Origin of the sequence: Streptomyces sp. NPDC056161 (assembly GCF_042268025.1) — a bacterium.
Taxonomy (GTDB): domain Bacteria; phylum Actinomycetota; class Actinomycetes; order Streptomycetales; family Streptomycetaceae; genus Streptomyces.
In genome coordinates this window covers 1-18,694 of record NZ_JBHJUV010000023.1, presented here as the reverse complement: position 1 = coordinate 18,694, position 18,694 = coordinate 1, and the positions used below count along the sequence as shown (strand labels likewise).

Sequence of the window (18,694 nt, the reverse complement as noted above, 5' to 3'; positions counted from 1 at the left end):
GCTGCGAGCATGGGAGATCTTGAAATACGCGCCGCCGTCGCCGACGATGTCCCCGCCATCGTCGCCATGCTCGCCGACGACCGGCTGGGCGCCCAGCGGGAGTCTCCGGACGATCTCACCCCGTATCTGGCCGCCATGGACCGGCTCGCCGCCGACCCGAACCAGTTGTTGGTCGTCGCCGTACTCGACGGCCGCACCGTCGGCACGCTCCAGCTGACCTTCATTCCCGGACTCTCGCGACGTGGTGCCACCAGGGCGCTCGTCGAGGGCGTGCACATCCACGCCGACCAGCGCGGCAACGGCCTGGGCACACAGCTCATCGAATGGGCGATCGAGGAATCCCGGCGCCAGAACTGCCAGTTGGTCCAGCTGACCTCCGACAACAGCCGCACGGATGCACACCGCTTCTACAAGCGGCTCGGGTTCGCCGCCTCGCACACGGGCTTCAAGCTTCAGCTCTGAGCCCCGTGCCCGTGTGGCCTGTTTCACGTGAAACAGGCCACCTCCGCTGCCACACGGCCCGCAACGCCCGCCTTACCGGCAGCGGCGCCCTGTGGCCGGCTAGCGGATCCCTCGCCATCCCCCGAGGTCCACTCCACCGGGCACGGGAGCGCCCTCCTCGTACGGCTGCCGCGTGAACACGAACGACCCCAGGTCGAGATGGCTCACCGACCCGTCCGGACGCCGTACGGCCCGCAGCAGCTCTCCGTGGTAGTAGCCCTCCAGCCCGGTCCAGGTGCCGTCGCCATTGACCCGGAAGCGCGAACCGCGGCCATTGCCGGCGAGCGGCCCCAGAGAGACGAGCCCGTCGGCCGTCACCCGCAGGCCGAAGGCATGGGTGCCCCAGTACCACTGCCCTGCCAACTCCAGCACGGACGGATCGATCTCGCGCAGCGGCCGCCACGGCTCGGGGATCCTCGGCTCGGCCTCGGCCACGATCCGGACGAGGTCGGCGCCGACCGCGCCGAGCAACGGACCGGAGGTGCAGTTCGCCAGCACCACGGCGGCCATATCGTCCGCGACGCTGATCGTGAGATTGGCCAGGAAGCCGGGAAGCGAACCGGAGTGACCCACCAGCAGTCGGCCGTGACGGTACTGGATCTGCATGCCGAGCCCGTAGGTGATCCCGTCCGCCACATCGGCCGCCTCGGCAGGCGCCGCGGGTGTCCGCATCTCGCGCACGCTGTCCGCACTCAGGACCCGTTCGTCCCCCCGAGCCAGAAAAACAGCGAACCGAGCCAGGTCGCCGGTGGTGGACCACAGCTGACCGGCCGGGGCCATCCTGCCGAGGTCCTCGACCGGCTCGGGCAGCAGCGCGTCGGCCCAGGGGTGGACGGCCCATCCGCCCGCGTGCGGGGCCCGGGGACGGCCACTGGTGCGGTCGAGACCGAGTGGTTCGAGCACTTCCCAGCGGAGCACTTCCTCCCACGGCGCGCCACGCACCTCCTCCACCAGCGCACCCAGCAACGTGTAGCCGGGGTTCGAGTAGTGGTGCAGACGACCGACCGGATGTACCAGCGGCTTTTCACCCAGCACATCGCTCAGTTCGGGGCGCAGCGCTCCTGGGGTCCGTTCCCACCAGGGAGACGGTGACTCGGCAGCCAACCCGCCCGTATGCGCGAGTAGTTCGGCGATGGTGGCCTCCCCCGCGCCGGTGCCCGGCAGATGCTTCTCCAGCGGATCGCCGAGATCCAGCACGCCCTCGTCCCGTAGCCGCAACACGAGAACGGCCGTGAACGTCTTCGTGATCGACCCGATCCGGTACTGCACGTCCTCGTCCGGACCATGCCCGTCCACCGAGGTCCGGGACCCGTGCCACACGGTCCGCCCGTCCCGTACGACCGCGGCCACCAGCGACGGCGCCCGTCCCTCGGCCTGCGCCACGGCGATCCTGTGCAGCAACGCCCGTCGCGTGGCGGGGAGCAGTTCTTCTGGAGATGTCGTCATGCCCCCAGTCCATCCTCCAGAGGCAACCACGTCGACTTCATTTCTTTCGTTTCACCGGCGGCCGACTCGTCGCTCGGGTCCCGCACTCGATGAACCAGCCTCCCGGAGATCACCCGGGCGCTCCTGTCACCGTCCGGGGCACCGGATTGCCGATGTGCGGGGCGAGGTCGCGTCGGCGTAGGCAGGCTCCCGGGTCCGTACACCCGCCGTCGACGACGCCCTGGCGGCGTTGCTCAGCGAGGACAACCAACTCGTACGTCTGGGGGCCGCATACGGCCTCACCCTGCGCGACGGCCCACGCACGGTGCTCCGAGCCGGGAGTCTCACGATGGTCACGATGGCCTGCACACATGCCATCCATCCACGAACAGCCGGCTCTGAGACCCCGCACATCTCACGATCAGGTCTGCGCCATGTCCACGAACCGCGAGTAGTGGCCCTGGAAGGCGACCGTGATCGTCGCTGTGGGGCCGTTTCGGTGCTTGGCGACGATCAGGTCCGCCTCGCCCGCGCGGGGTGACTCCTTCTCGTACGCGTCCTCACGGTGCAACAGGATGACCATATCGGCGTCCTGCTCGATGGAGCCCGACTCACGCAGGTCCGAGACCATCGGTTTCTTGTCGGTGCGCTGCTCGGGGCCGCGGTTGAGCTGGGAGAGCGCGATGACGGGAAGCTCAAGCTCCTTGGCGAGGAGCTTGAGGTTGCGGGACATGTCCGAAACCTCCTGCTGGCGGCTCTCGGCACGCTTGGACCCACCGGACTGCATCAGCTGGAGGTAGTCGATGACGACCAGCTTGAGGTCGTTGCGCTGCTTCAGCCGACGGCACTTGGCACGAATCTCCATCATCGACAGGTTCGGGGAGTCGTCGATGTAGAGCGGGGCGGCCGTGACATCCGGCATACGGCGGGCCAGTCGGGTCCAGTCCTCGTCGGTCATCGTCCCGGACCGCATGTGGTGCAGCGCGACACGCGCTTCGGCGGACAGCAGACGCATCGCGATCTCGTTGCGGCCCATTTCGAGCGAGAAGATCACACTGGGCAAGTTGTTCTTGATCGAGGCGGCTCGGGCGAAGTCCAGCGCCAGCGTCGACTTGCCCATGGCGGGACGCGCGGCGATGACGATCATCTGCCCCGGGTGCAGACCGTTCGTCAGGGAGTCGAAGTCGGTGAACCCGGTGGGCACTCCCGTCATCTCCCCGCTGCGCGAACCGATCGCCTCGATCTCGTCGAGAGCACCCTCCATGATCTCGGCAAGTGGCAGATAGTCCTCGCTGGTCCGCTGCTCGGTGACCGCGTAGATCTCGGCCTGGGCCTGGTTGACGATCTCGTCGATGTCGCCGTCGGCCGCGTATCCCATCTGGGTGATGCGGGTACCGGCCTCGACCAGGCGACGCAGGACCGCCCGCTCATGGACGATCTCCGCGTAGTACTCGGCGTTCGCCGCCGTCGGCACGGTCTGGACGAGAGTGTGCAGATAGGACGAGCCGCCGACCTTGTTGATCTCGCCGCGTTTGGTGAGTTCCGCGGCGATGGTGATGGGGTCGGCCGGCTCGCCCTTCGCATAGACGTCGAGGATCGCCTGGTAAATGGTCTCGTGAGCGGGCTTGTAGAAGTCGTGGCCCTTGAGGACCTCCACGACGTCGGCGATGGCGTCCTTCGACAGCAGCATGCCGCCGAGAACGGACTGCTCGGCGTCGAGGTCCTGTGGCGGTACCCGCTCGAAGGACGTGCCACTGCCATCCCATCCGCTGCTCTCCCGGCCGCGTTCGTGCTGCTCGTCCCGGCTCGGACCGGCATCCCCGCGGCGACGGGAAGCAGGCAGACGATCACTGGGCCCACTGTCGGCCCACGGGTCGTCCAAGGGCTCGGAAATACTCACCGAGCCACCTCCTCCCGTCCGCCGAGCGGACCTCGCCGTGCCCCTCTTTTGTACGGCACGGCACTGACAAATGAAGACGCCCAATTCCGGTTGTGACACGTCGGTTTTGTGAGGGTTCCGAGGCCAGTACCGCGGGCGGGCGCCGGACCACGTTAGGCCCCTCGGCACCGTCAGCCAATCTGGTTATCCACAGGCCATGTGGACGACGGCCCCGATGCTGTGGAGAACCTGGCAAAACCTGTGCACGACACGGTGGACAGCCCTGTGAACAAGCCCCCGCCTCTTCCATGGAAGCCCATCTGACCTGCACGTTTCCCGTCCACTGGCTGTGCAGAAGAAAAACTTCCCCGGTCGGACCAAGTTCGTGTCGAACAGCGCGCGAGAGCACGCTCCGTGGCCATCGAAGTAAGGGACACAACAGCATTGCATCTCTTACCTGTGGACGATTAGATTAGCGCCCATGCCACAGGCTCCCGCGATACCCAGGGCCACCCTCCGACGGCACGACCGAGAGATCGTCGCTCTGGCCGTACCGGCCTTCGGCGCACTGGTCGCCGAGCCTCTGTTCGTCATGGCGGACAGCGCGATCGTCGGACATCTGGGCACGACACAGTTGGCCAGCCTCGGTGTCGCCTCGGCCCTCCTGACGACCGCCGTCAGCATCTTCGTCTTCCTCGCCTATGCCACCACGGCGGCGGTCGCCCGACGGGTGGGCGCAGGCAATCTCAAGGCCGCCATCCGCCAGGGCATGGACGGCATCTGGCTGGCATTGCTGCTCGGAATCGCCGTCATCGTCGTCGTCCTGCCACTGGCCCCCGCCATCGTGGACCTCTTCGGCGCCTCGTCCACCGCGGCGCCGTACGCGACGACCTATCTTCGGATCTCCTCGCTGGGCATCCCTGCCATGCTGGTCGTGCTGGCCGCCACCGGTGTTCTCCGCGGGCTCCAGGACACCCGGACCCCGCTCTACGTCGCAGTGGCGGGCTTCGTCGCCAACGCGGCCCTCAATGTCGGGCTCGTCTACGGCGCCGGACTCGGCATCGCCGGCTCCGCCTGGGGCACGGTCATCACTCAGTGCGCAATGGCAGCGGTCTATCTCATCGTGGTTGTCCGAGGCGCCCGTGAGCACGGTGCATCGCTACGGCCCGACGCCACCGGTATCAGAGCCTCCGCACAGGCCGGTGTTCCCTTGCTCGTCCGTACGCTCTCGCTACGGGCGATTCTCATGATCGCCACAGCCGTAGCGACGCGGCTCGGAGACGCCGACATCGCCGCCCACCAGATCGTACTGTCGCTCTGGAGCTTGCTGGCTTTCGCCCTCGACGCCATAGCGATCGCTGGGCAGGCCATCATCGGCCGCTATCTGGGAGCCGACGATCCACAGGGTGCTCGGGAGGCATGTCGTCGCATGGTGCAGTGGGGCACAGCGGTCGGAGTAGCGCTGGGGCTGCTGGTAGTCGCGGCTCGTCCGGTGTTTCTGCCCCTGTTCACCGGCGACCCCATCGTCAGGGATACCGCGTTGCCCGCCTTGCTCATCGTGGCGCTGTCCCAGCCGATCTGCGGAGTGGTCTTCGTACTCGACGGCGTCCTGATGGGCGCGGGGGACGGGCCGTATCTGGCAGGAGCCATGGTGCTCACTCTCGCGGTCTTCGCCCCGGTGGCCCTGCTTGTGCCCGTGTTCGGCGGCGGGCTCACCGCAGTCTGGGCGGCCATGACGCTGATGATGACCATGCGGATGCTGACGCTCTGGCTGCGTTCTCGCTCCGGCCGCTGGATCGTCACGGGCGCCACACGCTGAGCGTTTCACGTGAAACACCGCGTGCTGCCACGTTTCACGTGAAACGCGCTCACCACCAACGCCACACAGCCATGCGGCGACCACGTAGAAGGGGCCATACCCAAGACGGGTACGGCCCCTTCTACAGCTGATCCGAGAGCAGCGATCAGGCCGCGATGACCTCGACGTTGACCTTGGCGGCAACCTCGGGGTGCAGACGCACGGACGTCTCGTGGGCTCCCAGGGTCTTGATCGGAGCGGACAGCTCGATACGACGCTTGTCGACCTCGGGGCCACCGGAAGCCTTGATCGCGGAGGCGATGTCGGCCGGAGTGACGGAACCGAAGAGACGGCCGGCGTCGCCGGAGCGGACGGCCAGACGGACCTTCACGCCCTCAAGCTGGGCCTTGACCTGATTGGCCTGCTCGATGGTCTGGATCTCGTGGATCTTGCGAGCACGACGGATCTGCTCGACGTCCTTCTCGCCGCCCTTGGTCCAGCGGATCGCGAACTTCCGCGGGATCAGGTAGTTGCGAGCGTAACCGTCCTTGACGTCGACGACGTCGCCTGCGGCACCGAGGCCGGAGACCTCATGGGTGAGGATGATCTTCATGAGTCGGTCACCCTTCCCTTAGCGCGCAGTGGAGGTGTAGGGCAGCAGCGCCATCTCACGGCTGTTCTTGACGGCCGTGGCGACGTCACGCTGGTGCTGCGTGCAGTTGCCGGTCACGCGACGGGCACGGATCTTGCCGCGGTCGGAAATGAACTTCCGCAGCATGTTCGTGTCCTTGTAGTCAACGTACGTGACCTTGTCCTTGCAGAATGCGCAGACCTTCTTCTTCGGCTTGCGCACAGGCGGCTTCGCCATGGTGTTTCTCCTGTGTGATCAAGAAGTGTGGGTACGGCCCACCCCTGGTCCCGGATCTGGATCCGAGGACCTAGAAGGGGGGCTCGTCCGAGTAGCCGCCACCGCCGCCGGAGCCACCGCCCCAGCCGCCGCCACCCTGCTGGCCACCACCGGCGGGAGCGCCGGTCGCCCAGGGGTCGTCGGCAGGAGCGCCGCCGCCCTGCTGGCCACCACCGGGGCCGCCGCCCCAGCCGCCGCCACCCTGCTGGCCGCCGCCACCGCCGCCGTAACCACCCTGGCCACCGCGGCCGCCACCACTGGTCTTGGTGACCTTGGCCGTGGCATTGCGGAGGCTGGCGCCGACCTCTTCGACGTCCAGCTCGTAGACCGTGCGCTTGACGCCCTCACGGTCCTCGTAGGACCGCTGCTTCAGCCGGCCCTGCACGATGACGCGCATGCCTCGCTGGAGCGACTCGGCGACGTTCTCCGCTGCCTGACGCCAGACCGAGCAGGTCAGGAACAGGCTCTCGCCGTCCTTCCACTCATTCGTCTGACGGTCGAAGGTGCGCGGAGTGGACGCGACGCGGAACTTCGCGACCGCCGCACCGGACGGGGTGAAGCGCAGCTCGGGGTCGTCGACAAGATTGCCGACGACCGTGATGACGGTCTCGCCTGCCATGGGGAACCTCTCGGCGGGTTTGCTCTGGCTGCTTGCTTGCTACTCGGATCCCGAGTTCAGACTGAGCGGAAGCTCAGTGCATCTCGGGGCGGAGGACCTTGGTCCGCAGGACCGACTCGTTCAGGTTCATCTGGCGGTCGAGCTCCTTGACGACCGCAGGCTCGGCCTGCAGGTCGATGACCGAGTAGATGCCCTCGGGCTTCTTCTTGATCTCGTACGCGAGACGACGACGGCCCCAGGTGTCGATCTTCTCGACCTTGCCTCCGCCGTCACGGATGACGGACAGGAAGTTCTCGATCAGCGGGGAGACAGCGCGCTCCTCAAGATCGGGGTCGAGGATGACCATCACCTCGTAGTGACGCATGTGGAACCCACCTCCTCTGGACTCAGCGGCCACGGTCGTTCCGTGGCAGGAGGGTTGTGATGCGTACGCAACGGTATCCGCCGCCACTGACGATCGGGGGTCCCGCCGGGACACCCGCAGCGGTCCAGGCAGACACCGGTGCAGACCGTACACAGTACCCGGACACCGGCTTCCGGTTGAAATCCGGTCGTGGGGGCCGTCAATCTGTACACATCGGGTGTGTATGGCGCTACGATGCGCCGCCTTCCGCAGGAGGTGCCCTATGGCACAGGTATTGCGACCCAACACCGCCGGATCCCTCTTCGCCACGGACGACAAGCCCCATCCGCTCCAGGACGCCCTGCTCGCCGTGACACTGGTGCTCGGGCTGACGGCCTTCATCTCGTCGTTCTTCCACAGCCTGCACCTGCTCAGCTCCTGGACCGGTCTGGTGGGCATCCTCACCGGCGCCTGGGGGCAGTGGGTCTCGGAGACCACGCGTCAGCGCTTCGGTCTGGTACTGGGTCTCGGTGCCGCGGGCGTCGGCCTGCTGATCGGAATGGCGCACGGCGGCCTGTTCGGCGGCCTTCTCTGAGCCGCGGACGCCATCTGCCGAACTCCATGTAAAGCATCTCGGAACGCCCCGGCCGTGCACAGGCCGGGGCGAAGGTTCCGTACGGCCAGTCGGGGCGCCGGAAAGGCGCAGTAGGCTTCGGCGCGAGAGCCGGAGCCCCTGTACCCAGGGGGACACACCAGCCCGAGGAGCGCCCCGAATGAGCCTGACCCTGAGGACCATCAGCCGCGAGCAGCATCTGGCCTACATCCAGGGGCTGCAGGCGGCGAGCCACATGCAGGTCCCGGCCTGGGCAGACGTCAAGGCGGAGTGGCGCTCCGAGAGCCTCGGCTGGTTCGACGACCGCTCGGGCGAGTTGGTCGGCGCGGGCCTGGTCCTCTACCGCCAGTTGCCCAAGATCAAGCGCTACCTCGCCTATCTGCCCGAAGGCCCGGTCATCAACTGGTTCGCACCCAATCTGGACGACTGGATCCAGCCGATGCTCGCCCATCTCAAGCAACAGGGCGCCTTCTCCGTGAAGATGGGCCCGCCGGTGATCATCCGGCGCTGGGAGGCCAACTCCATCAAGCAGGGCATCCAGAACCCGGATGTGAAGCGCCTGCGGGACATCGAGGCCGACTTCATCGAGCCGCGTGCCTTCGAGGTGGCCGACAAACTGCGTCGTATGGGCTGGCAGCAGGGCGAGGACGGCGGCGCCGGCTTCGGCGATGTCCAGCCCCGCTATGTCTTCCAAGTACCGCTCGCGAACCGCTCTCTCGAAGACGTCCACAAGAACTTCAACCAGTTGTGGCGGCGCAACATCAAAAAGGCCGAGAAGGCCGGCGTCGAGGTCGTCCAGGGCGGCTACCACGACCTTGAGGAGTGGCAGCGGCTGTACGAGATCACCGCTGTTCGCGACCACTTCCGGCCCCGCCCGCTCTCGTACTTCCAGCGCATGTGGACGGCCCTCAACACCGAGGACCCCAACCGCATGCGGCTCTACTTCGCCCGGCACAACGGCGTGAACCTCTCGGCGGCGACGATGCTGGTCGTCGGCGGTCACGTCTGGTACTCCTACGGCGCCTCCGACAACATCGGTCGCGAGGTCCGGCCCTCGAACGCGATGCAGTGGCGGATGCTGCGCGACGCCTACGCGCTCGGCGCAACCGTCTATGACCTGCGCGGGATCTCCGACTCGCTGGACGAGACCGACCACCTCTTCGGACTGATCCAGTTCAAGGTGGGCACGGGTGGACAGGCCGCCGAATACCTCGGCGAGTGGGACTTCCCGCTGAACAAGCTGCTCCACAAGGCTCTGGACATCTACATGTCGCGCCGCTGAGCGCACGTTGGGTGCTGCGATACCGTCGATAGCTCTCATACCTCTGATACACCGCAGCCACGAGAAAGGTTCCAGGTCCGGCCATGGCGCTCACGCTCTACGTCGACACCGCGCGCTGGCGGGCGCACCACAAGCACGTGCAGGAGCAGTTCCCCGCGCTCGTACCTGTCTGCAAGGGCAACGGCTACGGCTTCGGGCACGAGCGTCTGGCGGAGGAGGCCACGCGGCTGGGCTCCGACGTCCTCGCCGTCGGCACGACGTACGAGGCCGCACGGATCAGGGACTGGTTCGGCGGTGACCTGCTGGTGTTGACGCCCTACCGGCGCGGCGAGGAACCGGTACCGCTGCCCGACCGGGTGATCCGCTCGGTGTCGTCCGTGGACGGCGTGTACGGCCTGGTGGGCGCCCGTGTGGTCATCGAGGTGATGTCCTCGATGAGGCGGCACGGGATCAGTGAACGGGAGCTGCCGCAGCTGCACACCGCCATAGAGAACGTCCGGCTTGAGGGCTTCGCCATCCACCTGCCGCTGGACCGCACCGACGGCTCGGACGCCGTCGAGGAGGTCATCGGCTGGATGGACCGGCTGCGGGCGGCCCGGCTGCCGCTGCACACGATGTTCGTCAGCCATCTGAAGGCCGAGGAACTCGCCCGGCTCCAGCAGCAGTTCCCGCAGACCCGGTTCCGCGCTCGTATCGGTACCCGGCTGTGGCTCGGGGACCACGAGGCCACCGAGTACCGCGGCGCGGTCCTGGACGTCACCCGTGTCGCCAAGGGGGACCGCTTCGGCTACCGGCAGCAGAAGTCCGCCTCCGACGGCTATCTGGTGGTCGTGGCGGGTGGTACGTCGCACGGGGTGGGACTGGAGGCCCCGAAGGCGCTGCACGGCGTCATGCCGCGGGCCAAGGGCGTGGCGCGGGCGGGCCTCGCCACCGTCAACCGGAACCTTTCTCCATTCGTCTGGGGCGGCAAGCAGCGCTGGTTCGCCGAGCCGCCGCACATGCAGGTGTCGATCCTGTTCGTGCCCTCGGACGCGCCCGAACCGCGGGTCGGGGAGGAACTGGTGGCCCATCTGCGGCACACCACCACTCAGTTCGACCGGCTGATGGACCGCTGAACGACCGCCTGAAACAGCCGAAGGGCCGTACACGGACTGCGTGTACGGCCCTTTTCTTGGCCCTGATGCGCCCCGGGCCCTGGGCCGGTCCGTGCCACGGCCCGGTGACGCCCCGTGGCACGGTTACCTCAGCTCCATGGCACGGTAGGCCGGTTCACGGGCGGCGGAGTGCCCGTGAACAGAGTCTGTTCGCTCAGAGCGAACGGTCGCTGGAGGACGGATGCCCGTCGACACCCCACTCCACCTGAGGCGCGTCGAAGTGGGCGGCATGGCGTGGCGGATGGGCGGCGATGCCGAGGACAAAGACGTCCTCCGCTCCGTCGAGCACGCCGCCGGAGGGATCGTCGTCCCCGGACCGGCGCACGACGTCCCGCTCCGGCATCAGGATGTCCCGGACGATCATGGCGCAGAGGAACAGCGTGCCCAGCAGGTGCACCGCGATCGCCCAGTGGTACCCCTGGGTGGGCAGGCCCTTGTGGGCGTCTCCGCTGGTCGTGTAGGCGAGATACATCCAGATCCCCAGGAAGTACGCCACCTCGCATGCCTGCCAGATCAGGAAGTCCCGCCACTTCGGTCGGGCCAGGACGGCGAGCGGCACCAGCCACAGGACGTACTGCGGCGAGTAGACCTTGTTGGTGAGGATGAACGCGGCCACGATCAGGAAGGCGAGCTGTGCGAAACGCGGCCGGCGCGGGGCGACGAAGGCCAGGGTCGCGATGCCGCCGCAGCACAGCAGCATCAGCAGCATGGCGAGTGTGTTGACCGTGTCGGTGCTGGGCGGGTTTGTCGAGTTCTGCGACCAGATCAGCCAGAAGGAACCGAAATCCACACCCCGCTCCTGGCTGAACGTGTAGAACTTCGACCAGCCCTCGAAGGCGAAGAGCATCACCGGCAGGTTCACCACGAGCCAGGAGACCGCTGTACCGCCCAGGGCCTTGCCGAAGTCCTTCCATTTGCCCGCGCGCCAGCACAGGACGAGGAGGGGTCCCAGCAGCAGCACGGGATACAACTTGGCGGCCGTGGCAAGCCCCAGGAGGACCCCGAAGGCGAGGGAACGACCCCGCGACCACATCAGCATCGCCGCGGCCGTCAAAGCCACCGCCAGCAGGTCCCAGTTGATGGTTGCGGTCAGGGCGAGGGCGGGTGCAAGGGCGACCAGCAGGCCGTCCCAGGGGCGCCTGGCGTGCGTACGGCTCACGCAGACGACGATGACGGCGACGCACACCATCAGCATTCCGGCGTTGACGAACCAGTACCACTGTTCCTGGTGCTGGATGCTGCCGCTGCCAGGCGTGAGCCAGGCGGCCACCTCCATGAACACGCCGGTGAGAACCGGGTATTCGAGGTAGTTCATGTCGCCCGGGAGCTTGTCGAAGTAGGGCACGAGCCCGTCGGCGAAGCCGCGTCCCTGATAGAGGTGCGGGATGTCCGAGTAGCACGCATGCGTGTACTGCGAGCTGGCACCGAAGAACCAGCCACTCGTGTAGCAGGGTGCCTTCTGGACCAGGCCAAGGGCGAACATGCCGATCGCCACCAGCGCGATCACCCGGACGGGCGTCCACCAGGACGTGCCGAGCAGGGCACGCCGACCGATGGGGCCACCGATCAGCTCACTGCCGGCCGCGGCGACCTTGTCCTCCCGGGTCGGCCGCACCGGCTCCGGCTCGTGCACGCTTGCGGGCGTCATTTCTGCACTGGGCATGGTGCACATCCTGCCGTACGTGCCTGCGAACATGCGGAGGGCCGCCGCACCTCACAGGTGCGGCGGCCCATGTTTCACGTGAAACACCTCGGCAGGCAGATGGACCACCTACCGGTCACGCTTGATGACTATCCGTTCTGACCAGCGATAAAGCCGCCACTTCCGTTTCCGTTGCCTCGGGTGTTGCCATTGCCGGTTGTCTCCGTGCTCGACGGACTCGGAGGCGAACTACCGCCCGGGCCTCCGTTGCCGGTCCCGCCGGCATCGGCGCCACCACCCGTGCCGCAGTTGTTCCAGAAGCCGCAGGTCTCGGTGGTACTGGGGCTCGGGGAGGACTCGGTCGCGCTCGGCGTCAGGCTCGGCGTCGGGCTCGACTCCTCACTATGGGTGGGCGACGGAGTCAGCGACGGGGGCGGCTCCGCGTTGACCACCTCACCGATGGGTTCGGGGGTCGGAAACTTCTCGGGCTGCGTGCCCTGCAGCGCTTCGGCCATGTAGTCGTGCCAGATCTCGGCCGGGAACGAGGCACCGTGGATCTTCTTCTGGCCGCCCGTTCCGTACATCTCCTCGAACGTCCGCTTCTTGTTGTTCGCGTCGTCGTCGAGGCGGAACATGCTGATCGCGGTGGACAGCTGGGGGGTGTAGCCGACGAACCAGGCCGACTTGTTGCCGTCGGTCGTACCGGTCTTACCGGCCACATCACGGCCCGGCAGCTGGGCGGCGGTACCGGTGCCCTTGTCGACCACTGTCTTCAGCACGTCGGTGACGTTGTCCGCCACCTTCGCGGTGAATGCCTGTTTGGCGTCCGCCTTGTGCTGGTAGACCAGCCCGTCCTTGCTTTCGACCTTCGTGACCGAGTACGGCGAGTTCTGGCTGCCGCTCGCGGCGAAGGTGGCGTAGGAGCTGGCCATGCGGATCGCGCTCGGGTCGGAGGTACCGATGGAGAACGACGGGTAGTCCGAGCTGGCGAGGCTGCTCTCCAGTATGCCCGCGTCCAATGCCGCCTGCTTGACCTTGTCGAGGCCCACGTCCATGCCGAGCTGGACGTAGGCGGAGTTGACCGAGTCCTTCATTGCCTCACGAAGGTCGATCTTGTAGTCCGGCGCATCGCCGACGGAGTCGTTGCCGTCGTTCGTCTGCAGCCACTCCTTGTCGTCCTTGTCCGTCCAGACCGACCCGTCGTAGTTCTTGATCTTCAGTTTGTTCTTGCCGCTGTACAGGCTCTTGGGAGAGACGATCGTGCGCTCGTCCCGTGCTTGTGTCCCCTGGCCGTCGGGGTTCCGTACTCCCCAGTCCATCGCAGCGGCCAGCACGAACGGCTTGAATGTCGAACCCACCTGGGCACCGGTCGAGTCCGCGTTGTTGGTGAAGTGCTTGGTCGCGTCCTCACCGCCGTAGATGGCCTTGATGGCTCCTGACTTCGGGTCCACCGAGGCGCCGCCGAACTGGACATGCGTGTCGGTCTTCGGGCGCTCATCGGGCTTGATGTTCGCCTTCTGGACCTTCGTGACCGCGGCCTCCAGCTCGTTGACCTTCTTCTTGTCGAAGGTGGTGTGAATCTGGAAGCCGCCCCTCTGCAGATCGTCGGAGGTGATGCCGGTCTCTTCGCTGTTGTTGGCCAGGTAGGACTTGGCCAGGTCGACCAGATAGCCGATCTGGCCGCTGAGCCGGCTGTTCGACCTCGGGTTCTGCCACTTCGGGAGAGTGGTGTACTTGGCCCGCTCCGCGGCGCTCAGATGGCCGTACTGGACCATCTTGTCGAGGGTGTCCTGCATCTGCGTCAGGGCGCGTTTCTGGTTGGCCTCGGGGGTGGCGGACGCGTCGAGCGAGGTCGAACCCGCCGGGTCGTAGTAGGTGGCGCCCTTCAGCATCGCCGACAGGAAGGCACACTCGCCCGGGTTCAGATCCGCGGCGTCCTTGTTGAAGTACGCGCGTGAGGCCGCCTGGAGCCCGTAAGCACCCCGGCCGAAGTACGCCGAGTTCAGGTAGCCCGCCATGATCTTGTCCTTGGGGACCTGGGCGCCCACCTTGATCGCGACGAAGATCTCCTTGAACTTGCGGGAGACGGTCTGCGACTGGTCGTCCAGCATGGCGTTCTTGACGTACTGCTGGGTGATGGTCGAACCACCCTGCGTCTGACCACCCCGGGCCATGTTCAGGAATGCGCGCGCGATACCCGCCGGGTCGATGCCCTTGTCGGTCTCGAAGGTCTTGTTCTCCTGGGAGATGACGGCGTACCGCATCGCCTTGGGGATGTCGGCGAAGTTGATGATCTGGCGGTTGATCTCACCACCGGTGGCGACCATCACCGAGCCGTCGGACCAGTAAAAGACGTTGTTCTGCGCCTCCGCCGTCTTCGCGACGTTGGGCACGCTCACCATGGCGTACCCGATGCCCGCTACGGCCACCAGGCTCCCGAAGAAACCGATGAACATGCCCGTCACGAGCTTCCAGGACGGCACCCAGCGGCGCCAGCCGTACTTGCCCACGCGGGGGTAGTCGATGATCCGTTTCTTGCCGGGCGGGGCCGTACGGCCCCGGCCGCGTCCGGGCCCGGTCGAACCTCCGGGGCCGCGTCGGCCGGCCGGATCGGCTCTGCGGCGCCCGCCGCTACTTCTCTGTGCCGCGCGGCGAGCCTCGGCACGGCCGCTGTACGGCCGCTCCTCGCCTCCTGAACCGTAGGACGTCGACCCGTGGGAGCTCGACGTATACGAACCGGAATCCGGTCCAGGAGAGTCGGCAGGTGATCCGGTGGCGCCTCGCGGTGCCGCGCGGCGGCCGGGGGACGAGCCGGACTGGCCGCGTCGGGCCGCGGCACGTCCGCCTCCCTGCGGCTGCGGCGGTTTGCGACGGTGCTCGCTCATCGAACGATTACTCCTCGGGCAGGCGCACCCTTGCGCGCCTGGAAACGGCGGCTGGTTTCCGGTCCCCCCGAAGTACGGATGCGGTTGTTCCTGCATTCACCCGTACTGCACCGAGGACGAGGACGCCCCCAGTCGTCACTTGGTTCCCGGCGGCGTGCATGCCGCACAGACTACGCACCGCCAAAACCCACCTAGCGCCGAAGTTCACCCCAAATCAGGCAAGTTGCTTCCTACGAATCAGTGATGTGATTCCGTTCACCGTTCTCCCTCTTGTCGCACGAGGAGCACCGTTCTATCGTCGTGATGTATCGAGTCGATACATCAGAGCGAGACAAGCGGGTAAGGCGGACGAGAGGAGGGATGATGAGCCGGCGCTCCGGCATCCTTGAGTTCGCCGTGCTCGGCCTGCTTCGCGAATCTCCTATGCACGGCTATGAGCTGCGCAAACGTCTCAATACATCACTGGGCGTGTTCCGAGCCTTCAGCTACGGAACGCTCTACCCCTGCCTGAAGACGCTGGTCGCCAACGGCTGGTTGATCGAGGAGCCGGGCAACACCCACGAGGACGCGCTGGCAGCCCCCCTCGCGGGTCGGCGGGCCAAGATCGTCTACCGGCTGACGGTGGAAGGCAAAGAACACTTCGAGGAACTGCTCTCGCAGACGGGTCCGGACGCATACGAGGACGAGCACTTCGCGGCTCGCTTCGCCTTCTTCGGGCAGACGTCACGGGACGTACGCATGCGCGTACTGGAGGGGCGCCGCAGCCGGCTGGAGGAGCGTCTGGAGAAGATGCGCGTCTCGCTGGCCCGTACCCGGGAGCGCCTCGACGACTACACGCTTGAGCTCCAGCGCCACGGGATGGAGTCCGTGGAGCGCGAAGTGCGCTGGCTGAACGAGCTCATCGAGAGCGAGCGGGCCGGACGGGACCTGAAGGGTTTCGCCTCCGGGGGAACCGCTCAGCACAACACCACAACTGGAGCGACGGGCGGCCTGCCCCGTCCCGGGGACATACCCGGGACGGATACGCCCGACGACACCGCCACGTGAAGCCCGCTCAGGGCCTCACTCGTACACACAGGGAGCAACCGGAATGGGTTCGGTTCGCGTAGCCATCGTCGGCGTGGGCAACTGCGCCGCATCGTTGGTGCAGGGAGTCGAGTACTACAAGGACGCCGACCCGGCGTCCAAGGTCCCCGGGCTGATGCATGTGCAGTTCGGCGACTATCACGTGCGTGACGTCGAGTTCGTCGCCGCCTTCGATGTCGACGCCAAGAAGGTCGGCCTCGACCTCTCGGACGCCATCGGTGCCTCCGAGAACAACACCATCAAGATCTGCGACGTGCCCACCACCGGTGTCACCGTCCAGCGCGGCCACACCCTCGACGGTCTCGGCAAGTACTACCGCGCCACCATCGAGGAGTCCGACGCCGAGCCGGTCGACGTCGTCCAGGTCCTCAAGGACAAGCAGGTCGACGTGCTCGTCTGCTACCTGCCCGTCGGCTCCGAGAGCGCGGCGAAGTTCTACGCCCAGTGCGCCATCGACGCCAAGGTCGCCTTCGTCAACGCCCTCCCGGTCTTCATCGCCGGCACCAAGGAGTGGGCGGACAAGTTCACCAAGGCGGGCGTCCCGATCGTCGGCGACGACATCAAGTCGCAGGTCGGCGCCACCATCACGCACCGGGTCATGGCGAAGCTGTTCGAGGACCGGGGTGTCATCCTGGACCGCACGATGCAGCTGAACGTCGGCGGCAACATGGACTTCAAGAACATGCTGGAGCGCGACCGCCTGGAGTCCAAGAAGATCTCCAAGACGCAGGCCGTCACTTCGCAGATCCCCGACCGGGACCTGGGGGAGAAGAACGTACACATCGGCCCCTCCGATTACGTCGCCTGGCTCGACGACCGCAAGTGGGCCTACGTTCGTCTGGAGGGCCGCGCCTTCGGTGACGTTCCGCTGAACCTCGAATACAAGCTGGAGGTCTGGGACTCCCCGAACTCCGCAGGTGTCATCATCGACGCCCTGCGTGCCGCGAAGATCGCCAAGGATCGGGGGATCGGCGGCCCGATCCTGTCGGCGTCCTCCTACTTCATGAAGTCCCCGCCGGTCCAGTACTTCGACGACGAGGCCCGCGAGAACGTGGAGAAGTTCATCCGCGGAGACGTCGAGCGCTAGACCACGCCGAAATCGCTCCTGCCAGGGCTGTGAGGGTCCCCGGGTCCATGACCCGGGGACCCTCCTCATGTGTGAGGCTGTGCCCCATGCCCGTCGTCCGTGATCTGCGCGTCCTGCTGCGCCTGCGGAACTTCCGTCGTCTGCTCTCCGTACGCCTTCTCTCCCAGGGCGCCGACGGCGTCTATCAGATCGGGCTCGCCACGTACGTCGTCTTCTCCCCCGAGAAGCAGACCTCGGCCGGTGCGATCGCCTCCGCGATGGCGGTGCTCCTGCTCCCTTATTCTCTGGTCGGCCCGTTCGCGGGTGTCCTGCTGGACCGCTGGCCACGGCGCCAGGTCTTCGTGTACGGCAATCTGCTGCGCGCCGTCCTCGCGGCCGCCACCGCGGCCCTGATGGTCACCCGTGTCCCGGACTGGCTGTTCTACGCCTCCGCGCTGTGCGTCACAGCGGTCAACCGCTTCGTCCTCGCCGGCCTGTCCGCCTCCCTGCCGCGTGTGGTCGACGCCGAGCGGCTGGTGCTGGCCAACTCGCTCTCTCCGACCGCCGGGACGCTCGCCGCCACCGTGGGAGGCGGTCTTGCCTTCGCGGTACGGCTGATGGCGTCCGATTCCGATGCCGCGGTGGTGCTGCTGGGCGCCGCCCTCTATCTGTGCTCTGCCCTTGTGTCGCTCACCATGACGCGGGAGTTGCTGGGCCCGGACCGGGGATCGCTGCAACCGCGCCTCGGGGTCGCTCTCATATCCACCGCGCGGGATCTGCTGGCCGCCGTACGCCATCTCGCCGAGCCCCGCCGCCGGGAGGCCGTGTGGGCACTGTCCGCGATGACGCTGATGCGCTTCTGCTACGGCGCACTGCTCGTCCTGGTGCTGATGCTCTGCCGGTACTCCCTCGCGGCCACCCCCGACGACGGCCTGCGTCTGCTGGGGCTCGCACTGGGGGTGTCCGGCGCGGGCTTCTTCGCGGCCGCGGTGGTGACTCCCGGGGTGGCCGGACGGATCGGATCGGGTCGCTGGATCGCGGTGTGCGCCGCAGCCGCCGCCGTCCTTGAGGCCGCGCTCGGACTGCCGTTCGCCACGGTGCCGACGCTGGTGGCGGCCTTCGCCCTGGGGCTGACCACCCAGGGCGCGAAGATCGCCACGGACACGATCGTCCAGTCGTCCGTGGACGACGACTTCCGAGGCCGGATCTTCTCCGTGTACGACGTGTTGTTCAACGTGTCTTTCGTGGGCGCTGCGGGAGTGGCCGCCCTGATGCTTCCCCCGGACGGCCGGTCGACGGCCCTCGTGCTGATGGTCGCCGTGGTCTACGCGGCGGTAGCGGTGACCATGGTCCGCTTCGAGCGCCGGAAAGAGACACACCGTTGGCACCAGGCCCCTCCGGACGAGAACTCGCTCGCTTGAGCCTCAGGAACTGAAGCTCGGCGGCGCCCGGTCCGAAGTGATGCGGCGAGCCGCGATGTTTCACGTGAAACAT

General features: G+C 67.0%; 16 protein-coding genes. 8 read left to right on the top strand and 8 right to left on the bottom strand.

What is annotated here, in order from left to right; translation table 11 throughout:
- Positions 1–9 precede the first annotated feature (9 nt).
- A complete protein-coding gene (locus tag ACFC09_RS21990) occupies positions 10–462 on the top strand; it encodes a GNAT family N-acetyltransferase (RefSeq protein ID WP_376530877.1) in 453 nt (150 codons plus the stop codon).
- 99 nt (positions 463–561) lie between these two features.
- Here ACFC09_RS21990 and ACFC09_RS21985 read toward each other — a convergent pair whose 3' ends face one another.
- Together ACFC09_RS21985 and dnaB are read right to left on the bottom strand one after the other, a co-directional pair.
- Positions 562–1,947, bottom strand: coding sequence for a serine hydrolase domain-containing protein (locus ACFC09_RS21985; protein WP_376530874.1), 1,386 nt, complete (start codon positions 1,945–1,947; stop codon positions 562–564).
- Between the two features lie 400 nt (positions 1,948–2,347).
- On the bottom strand, positions 2,348–3,826 hold the full coding sequence (gene dnaB, locus ACFC09_RS21980) for a replicative DNA helicase (RefSeq protein WP_376530872.1): 1,479 nt from the start codon (positions 3,824–3,826) through the stop codon (positions 2,348–2,350).
- Positions 3,827–4,286: 460 nt separating this feature from the next.
- Between dnaB and ACFC09_RS21975 the strand changes: the two genes are divergently transcribed.
- Entirely contained in the window at positions 4,287–5,624 is a 1,338-nt protein-coding gene (locus ACFC09_RS21975; protein ID WP_376530869.1) for an MATE family efflux transporter, read from the top strand.
- 145 nt (positions 5,625–5,769) lie between these two features.
- Here ACFC09_RS21975 and rplI read toward each other — a convergent pair whose 3' ends face one another.
- The 4 genes from rplI to rpsF form a co-directional block, all read right to left on the bottom strand.
- Positions 5,770–6,216 carry a 50S ribosomal protein L9 gene (gene rplI / locus ACFC09_RS21970; protein WP_376530866.1) on the bottom strand — a complete coding sequence of 149 codons (447 nt, stop codon included), beginning with the start codon at positions 6,214–6,216 and terminating at the stop codon, positions 5,770–5,772.
- An 18-nt stretch (positions 6,217–6,234) separates the two neighbouring features.
- Positions 6,235–6,471 carry a 30S ribosomal protein S18 gene (rpsR, locus tag ACFC09_RS21965; RefSeq protein WP_003949403.1) on the bottom strand — a complete coding sequence of 79 codons (237 nt, stop codon included), beginning with the start codon at positions 6,469–6,471 and terminating at the stop codon, positions 6,235–6,237.
- A 70-nt stretch (positions 6,472–6,541) separates the two neighbouring features.
- The gene (locus ACFC09_RS21960; protein WP_376530864.1) at positions 6,542–7,129 is read right to left on the bottom strand and encodes a single-stranded DNA-binding protein; all 588 of its coding nucleotides are present in this window, start codon (positions 7,127–7,129) and stop codon (positions 6,542–6,544) included.
- 73 nt (positions 7,130–7,202) lie between these two features.
- Positions 7,203–7,493, bottom strand: coding sequence for a 30S ribosomal protein S6 (gene rpsF / locus ACFC09_RS21955; RefSeq protein ID WP_376530862.1), 291 nt, complete (start codon positions 7,491–7,493; stop codon positions 7,203–7,205).
- Between the two features lie 262 nt (positions 7,494–7,755).
- Between rpsF and ACFC09_RS21950 the strand changes: the two genes are divergently transcribed.
- From ACFC09_RS21950 to ACFC09_RS21940, 3 genes are all read left to right on the top strand, one after another.
- Positions 7,756–8,067 (top strand): hypothetical protein, encoded by a 312-nt coding sequence (locus ACFC09_RS21950; protein WP_376530859.1) that lies wholly within the window; start codon positions 7,756–7,758, stop codon positions 8,065–8,067.
- 178 nt (positions 8,068–8,245) lie between these two features.
- On the top strand, positions 8,246–9,367 hold the full coding sequence (femX, locus tag ACFC09_RS21945; RefSeq protein ID WP_376530857.1) for a peptidoglycan bridge formation glycyltransferase FemX: 1,122 nt from the start codon (positions 8,246–8,248) through the stop codon (positions 9,365–9,367).
- Between the two features lie 83 nt (positions 9,368–9,450).
- The gene (locus tag ACFC09_RS21940; protein ID WP_376530853.1) at positions 9,451–10,482 is read left to right on the top strand and encodes an alanine racemase; all 1,032 of its coding nucleotides are present in this window, start codon (positions 9,451–9,453) and stop codon (positions 10,480–10,482) included.
- A 193-nt stretch (positions 10,483–10,675) separates the two neighbouring features.
- Here ACFC09_RS21940 and ACFC09_RS21935 read toward each other — a convergent pair whose 3' ends face one another.
- Entirely contained in the window at positions 10,676–12,184 is a 1,509-nt protein-coding gene (locus ACFC09_RS21935) for a glycosyltransferase family 87 protein (RefSeq protein WP_376530850.1), read from the bottom strand.
- A gap of 128 nt (positions 12,185–12,312) precedes the next feature.
- A complete protein-coding gene (locus ACFC09_RS21930; protein ID WP_376530848.1) occupies positions 12,313–15,048 on the bottom strand; it encodes a transglycosylase domain-containing protein in 2,736 nt (911 codons plus the stop codon).
- 363 nt (positions 15,049–15,411) lie between these two features.
- Between ACFC09_RS21930 and ACFC09_RS21925 the strand changes: the two genes are divergently transcribed.
- The 3 genes from ACFC09_RS21925 to ACFC09_RS21915 all read left to right on the top strand — a co-directional run bounded on the left by ACFC09_RS21925 (position 15,412) and on the right by ACFC09_RS21915 (position 18,621).
- A complete protein-coding gene (locus ACFC09_RS21925) occupies positions 15,412–16,095 on the top strand; it encodes a helix-turn-helix transcriptional regulator (RefSeq protein ID WP_376530845.1) in 684 nt (227 codons plus the stop codon).
- A gap of 43 nt (positions 16,096–16,138) precedes the next feature.
- A complete protein-coding gene (locus ACFC09_RS21920; RefSeq protein WP_376530843.1) occupies positions 16,139–17,221 on the top strand; it encodes an inositol-3-phosphate synthase in 1,083 nt (360 codons plus the stop codon).
- An 86-nt stretch (positions 17,222–17,307) separates the two neighbouring features.
- Positions 17,308–18,621 carry an MFS transporter gene (locus tag ACFC09_RS21915; RefSeq protein ID WP_376530841.1) on the top strand — a complete coding sequence of 438 codons (1,314 nt, stop codon included), beginning with the start codon at positions 17,308–17,310 and terminating at the stop codon, positions 18,619–18,621.
- Positions 18,622–18,694: the final 73 nt, after the last annotated feature.

Excerpts from the sequence above, each read along its gene's own strand:
- ACFC09_RS21990 (WP_376530877.1), top strand. The coding sequence starts at position 10 with ATGGGAGATCTTGAAATACGCGCCGCCGTCGCCGACGATGTCCCCGCC.
- ACFC09_RS21985 (WP_376530874.1), bottom strand. The coding sequence starts at position 1,947 with ATGACGACATCTCCAGAAGAACTGCTCCCCGCCACGCGACGGGCGTTG.
- ACFC09_RS21975 (WP_376530869.1), top strand. The coding sequence starts at position 4,287 with ATGCCACAGGCTCCCGCGATACCCAGGGCCACCCTCCGACGGCACGAC.
- rplI (WP_376530866.1), bottom strand. The coding sequence starts at position 6,216 with ATGAAGATCATCCTCACCCATGAGGTCTCCGGCCTCGGTGCCGCAGGC.
- rpsR (WP_003949403.1), bottom strand. The coding sequence starts at position 6,471 with ATGGCGAAGCCGCCTGTGCGCAAGCCGAAGAAGAAGGTCTGCGCATTC.
- ACFC09_RS21960 (WP_376530864.1), bottom strand. The coding sequence starts at position 7,129 with ATGGCAGGCGAGACCGTCATCACGGTCGTCGGCAATCTTGTCGACGAC.
- rpsF (WP_376530862.1), bottom strand. The coding sequence starts at position 7,493 with ATGCGTCACTACGAGGTGATGGTCATCCTCGACCCCGATCTTGAGGAG.
- ACFC09_RS21950 (WP_376530859.1), top strand. The coding sequence starts at position 7,756 with ATGGCACAGGTATTGCGACCCAACACCGCCGGATCCCTCTTCGCCACG.
- femX (WP_376530857.1), top strand. The coding sequence starts at position 8,246 with ATGAGCCTGACCCTGAGGACCATCAGCCGCGAGCAGCATCTGGCCTAC.
- ACFC09_RS21940 (WP_376530853.1), top strand. The coding sequence starts at position 9,451 with ATGGCGCTCACGCTCTACGTCGACACCGCGCGCTGGCGGGCGCACCAC.
- ACFC09_RS21935 (WP_376530850.1), bottom strand. The coding sequence starts at position 12,184 with ATGCCCAGTGCAGAAATGACGCCCGCAAGCGTGCACGAGCCGGAGCCG.
- ACFC09_RS21930 (WP_376530848.1), bottom strand. The coding sequence starts at position 15,048 with ATGAGCGAGCACCGTCGCAAACCGCCGCAGCCGCAGGGAGGCGGACGT.
- ACFC09_RS21925 (WP_376530845.1), top strand. The coding sequence starts at position 15,412 with ATGAGCCGGCGCTCCGGCATCCTTGAGTTCGCCGTGCTCGGCCTGCTT.
- ACFC09_RS21920 (WP_376530843.1), top strand. The coding sequence starts at position 16,139 with ATGGGTTCGGTTCGCGTAGCCATCGTCGGCGTGGGCAACTGCGCCGCA.
- ACFC09_RS21915 (WP_376530841.1), top strand. The coding sequence starts at position 17,308 with ATGCCCGTCGTCCGTGATCTGCGCGTCCTGCTGCGCCTGCGGAACTTC.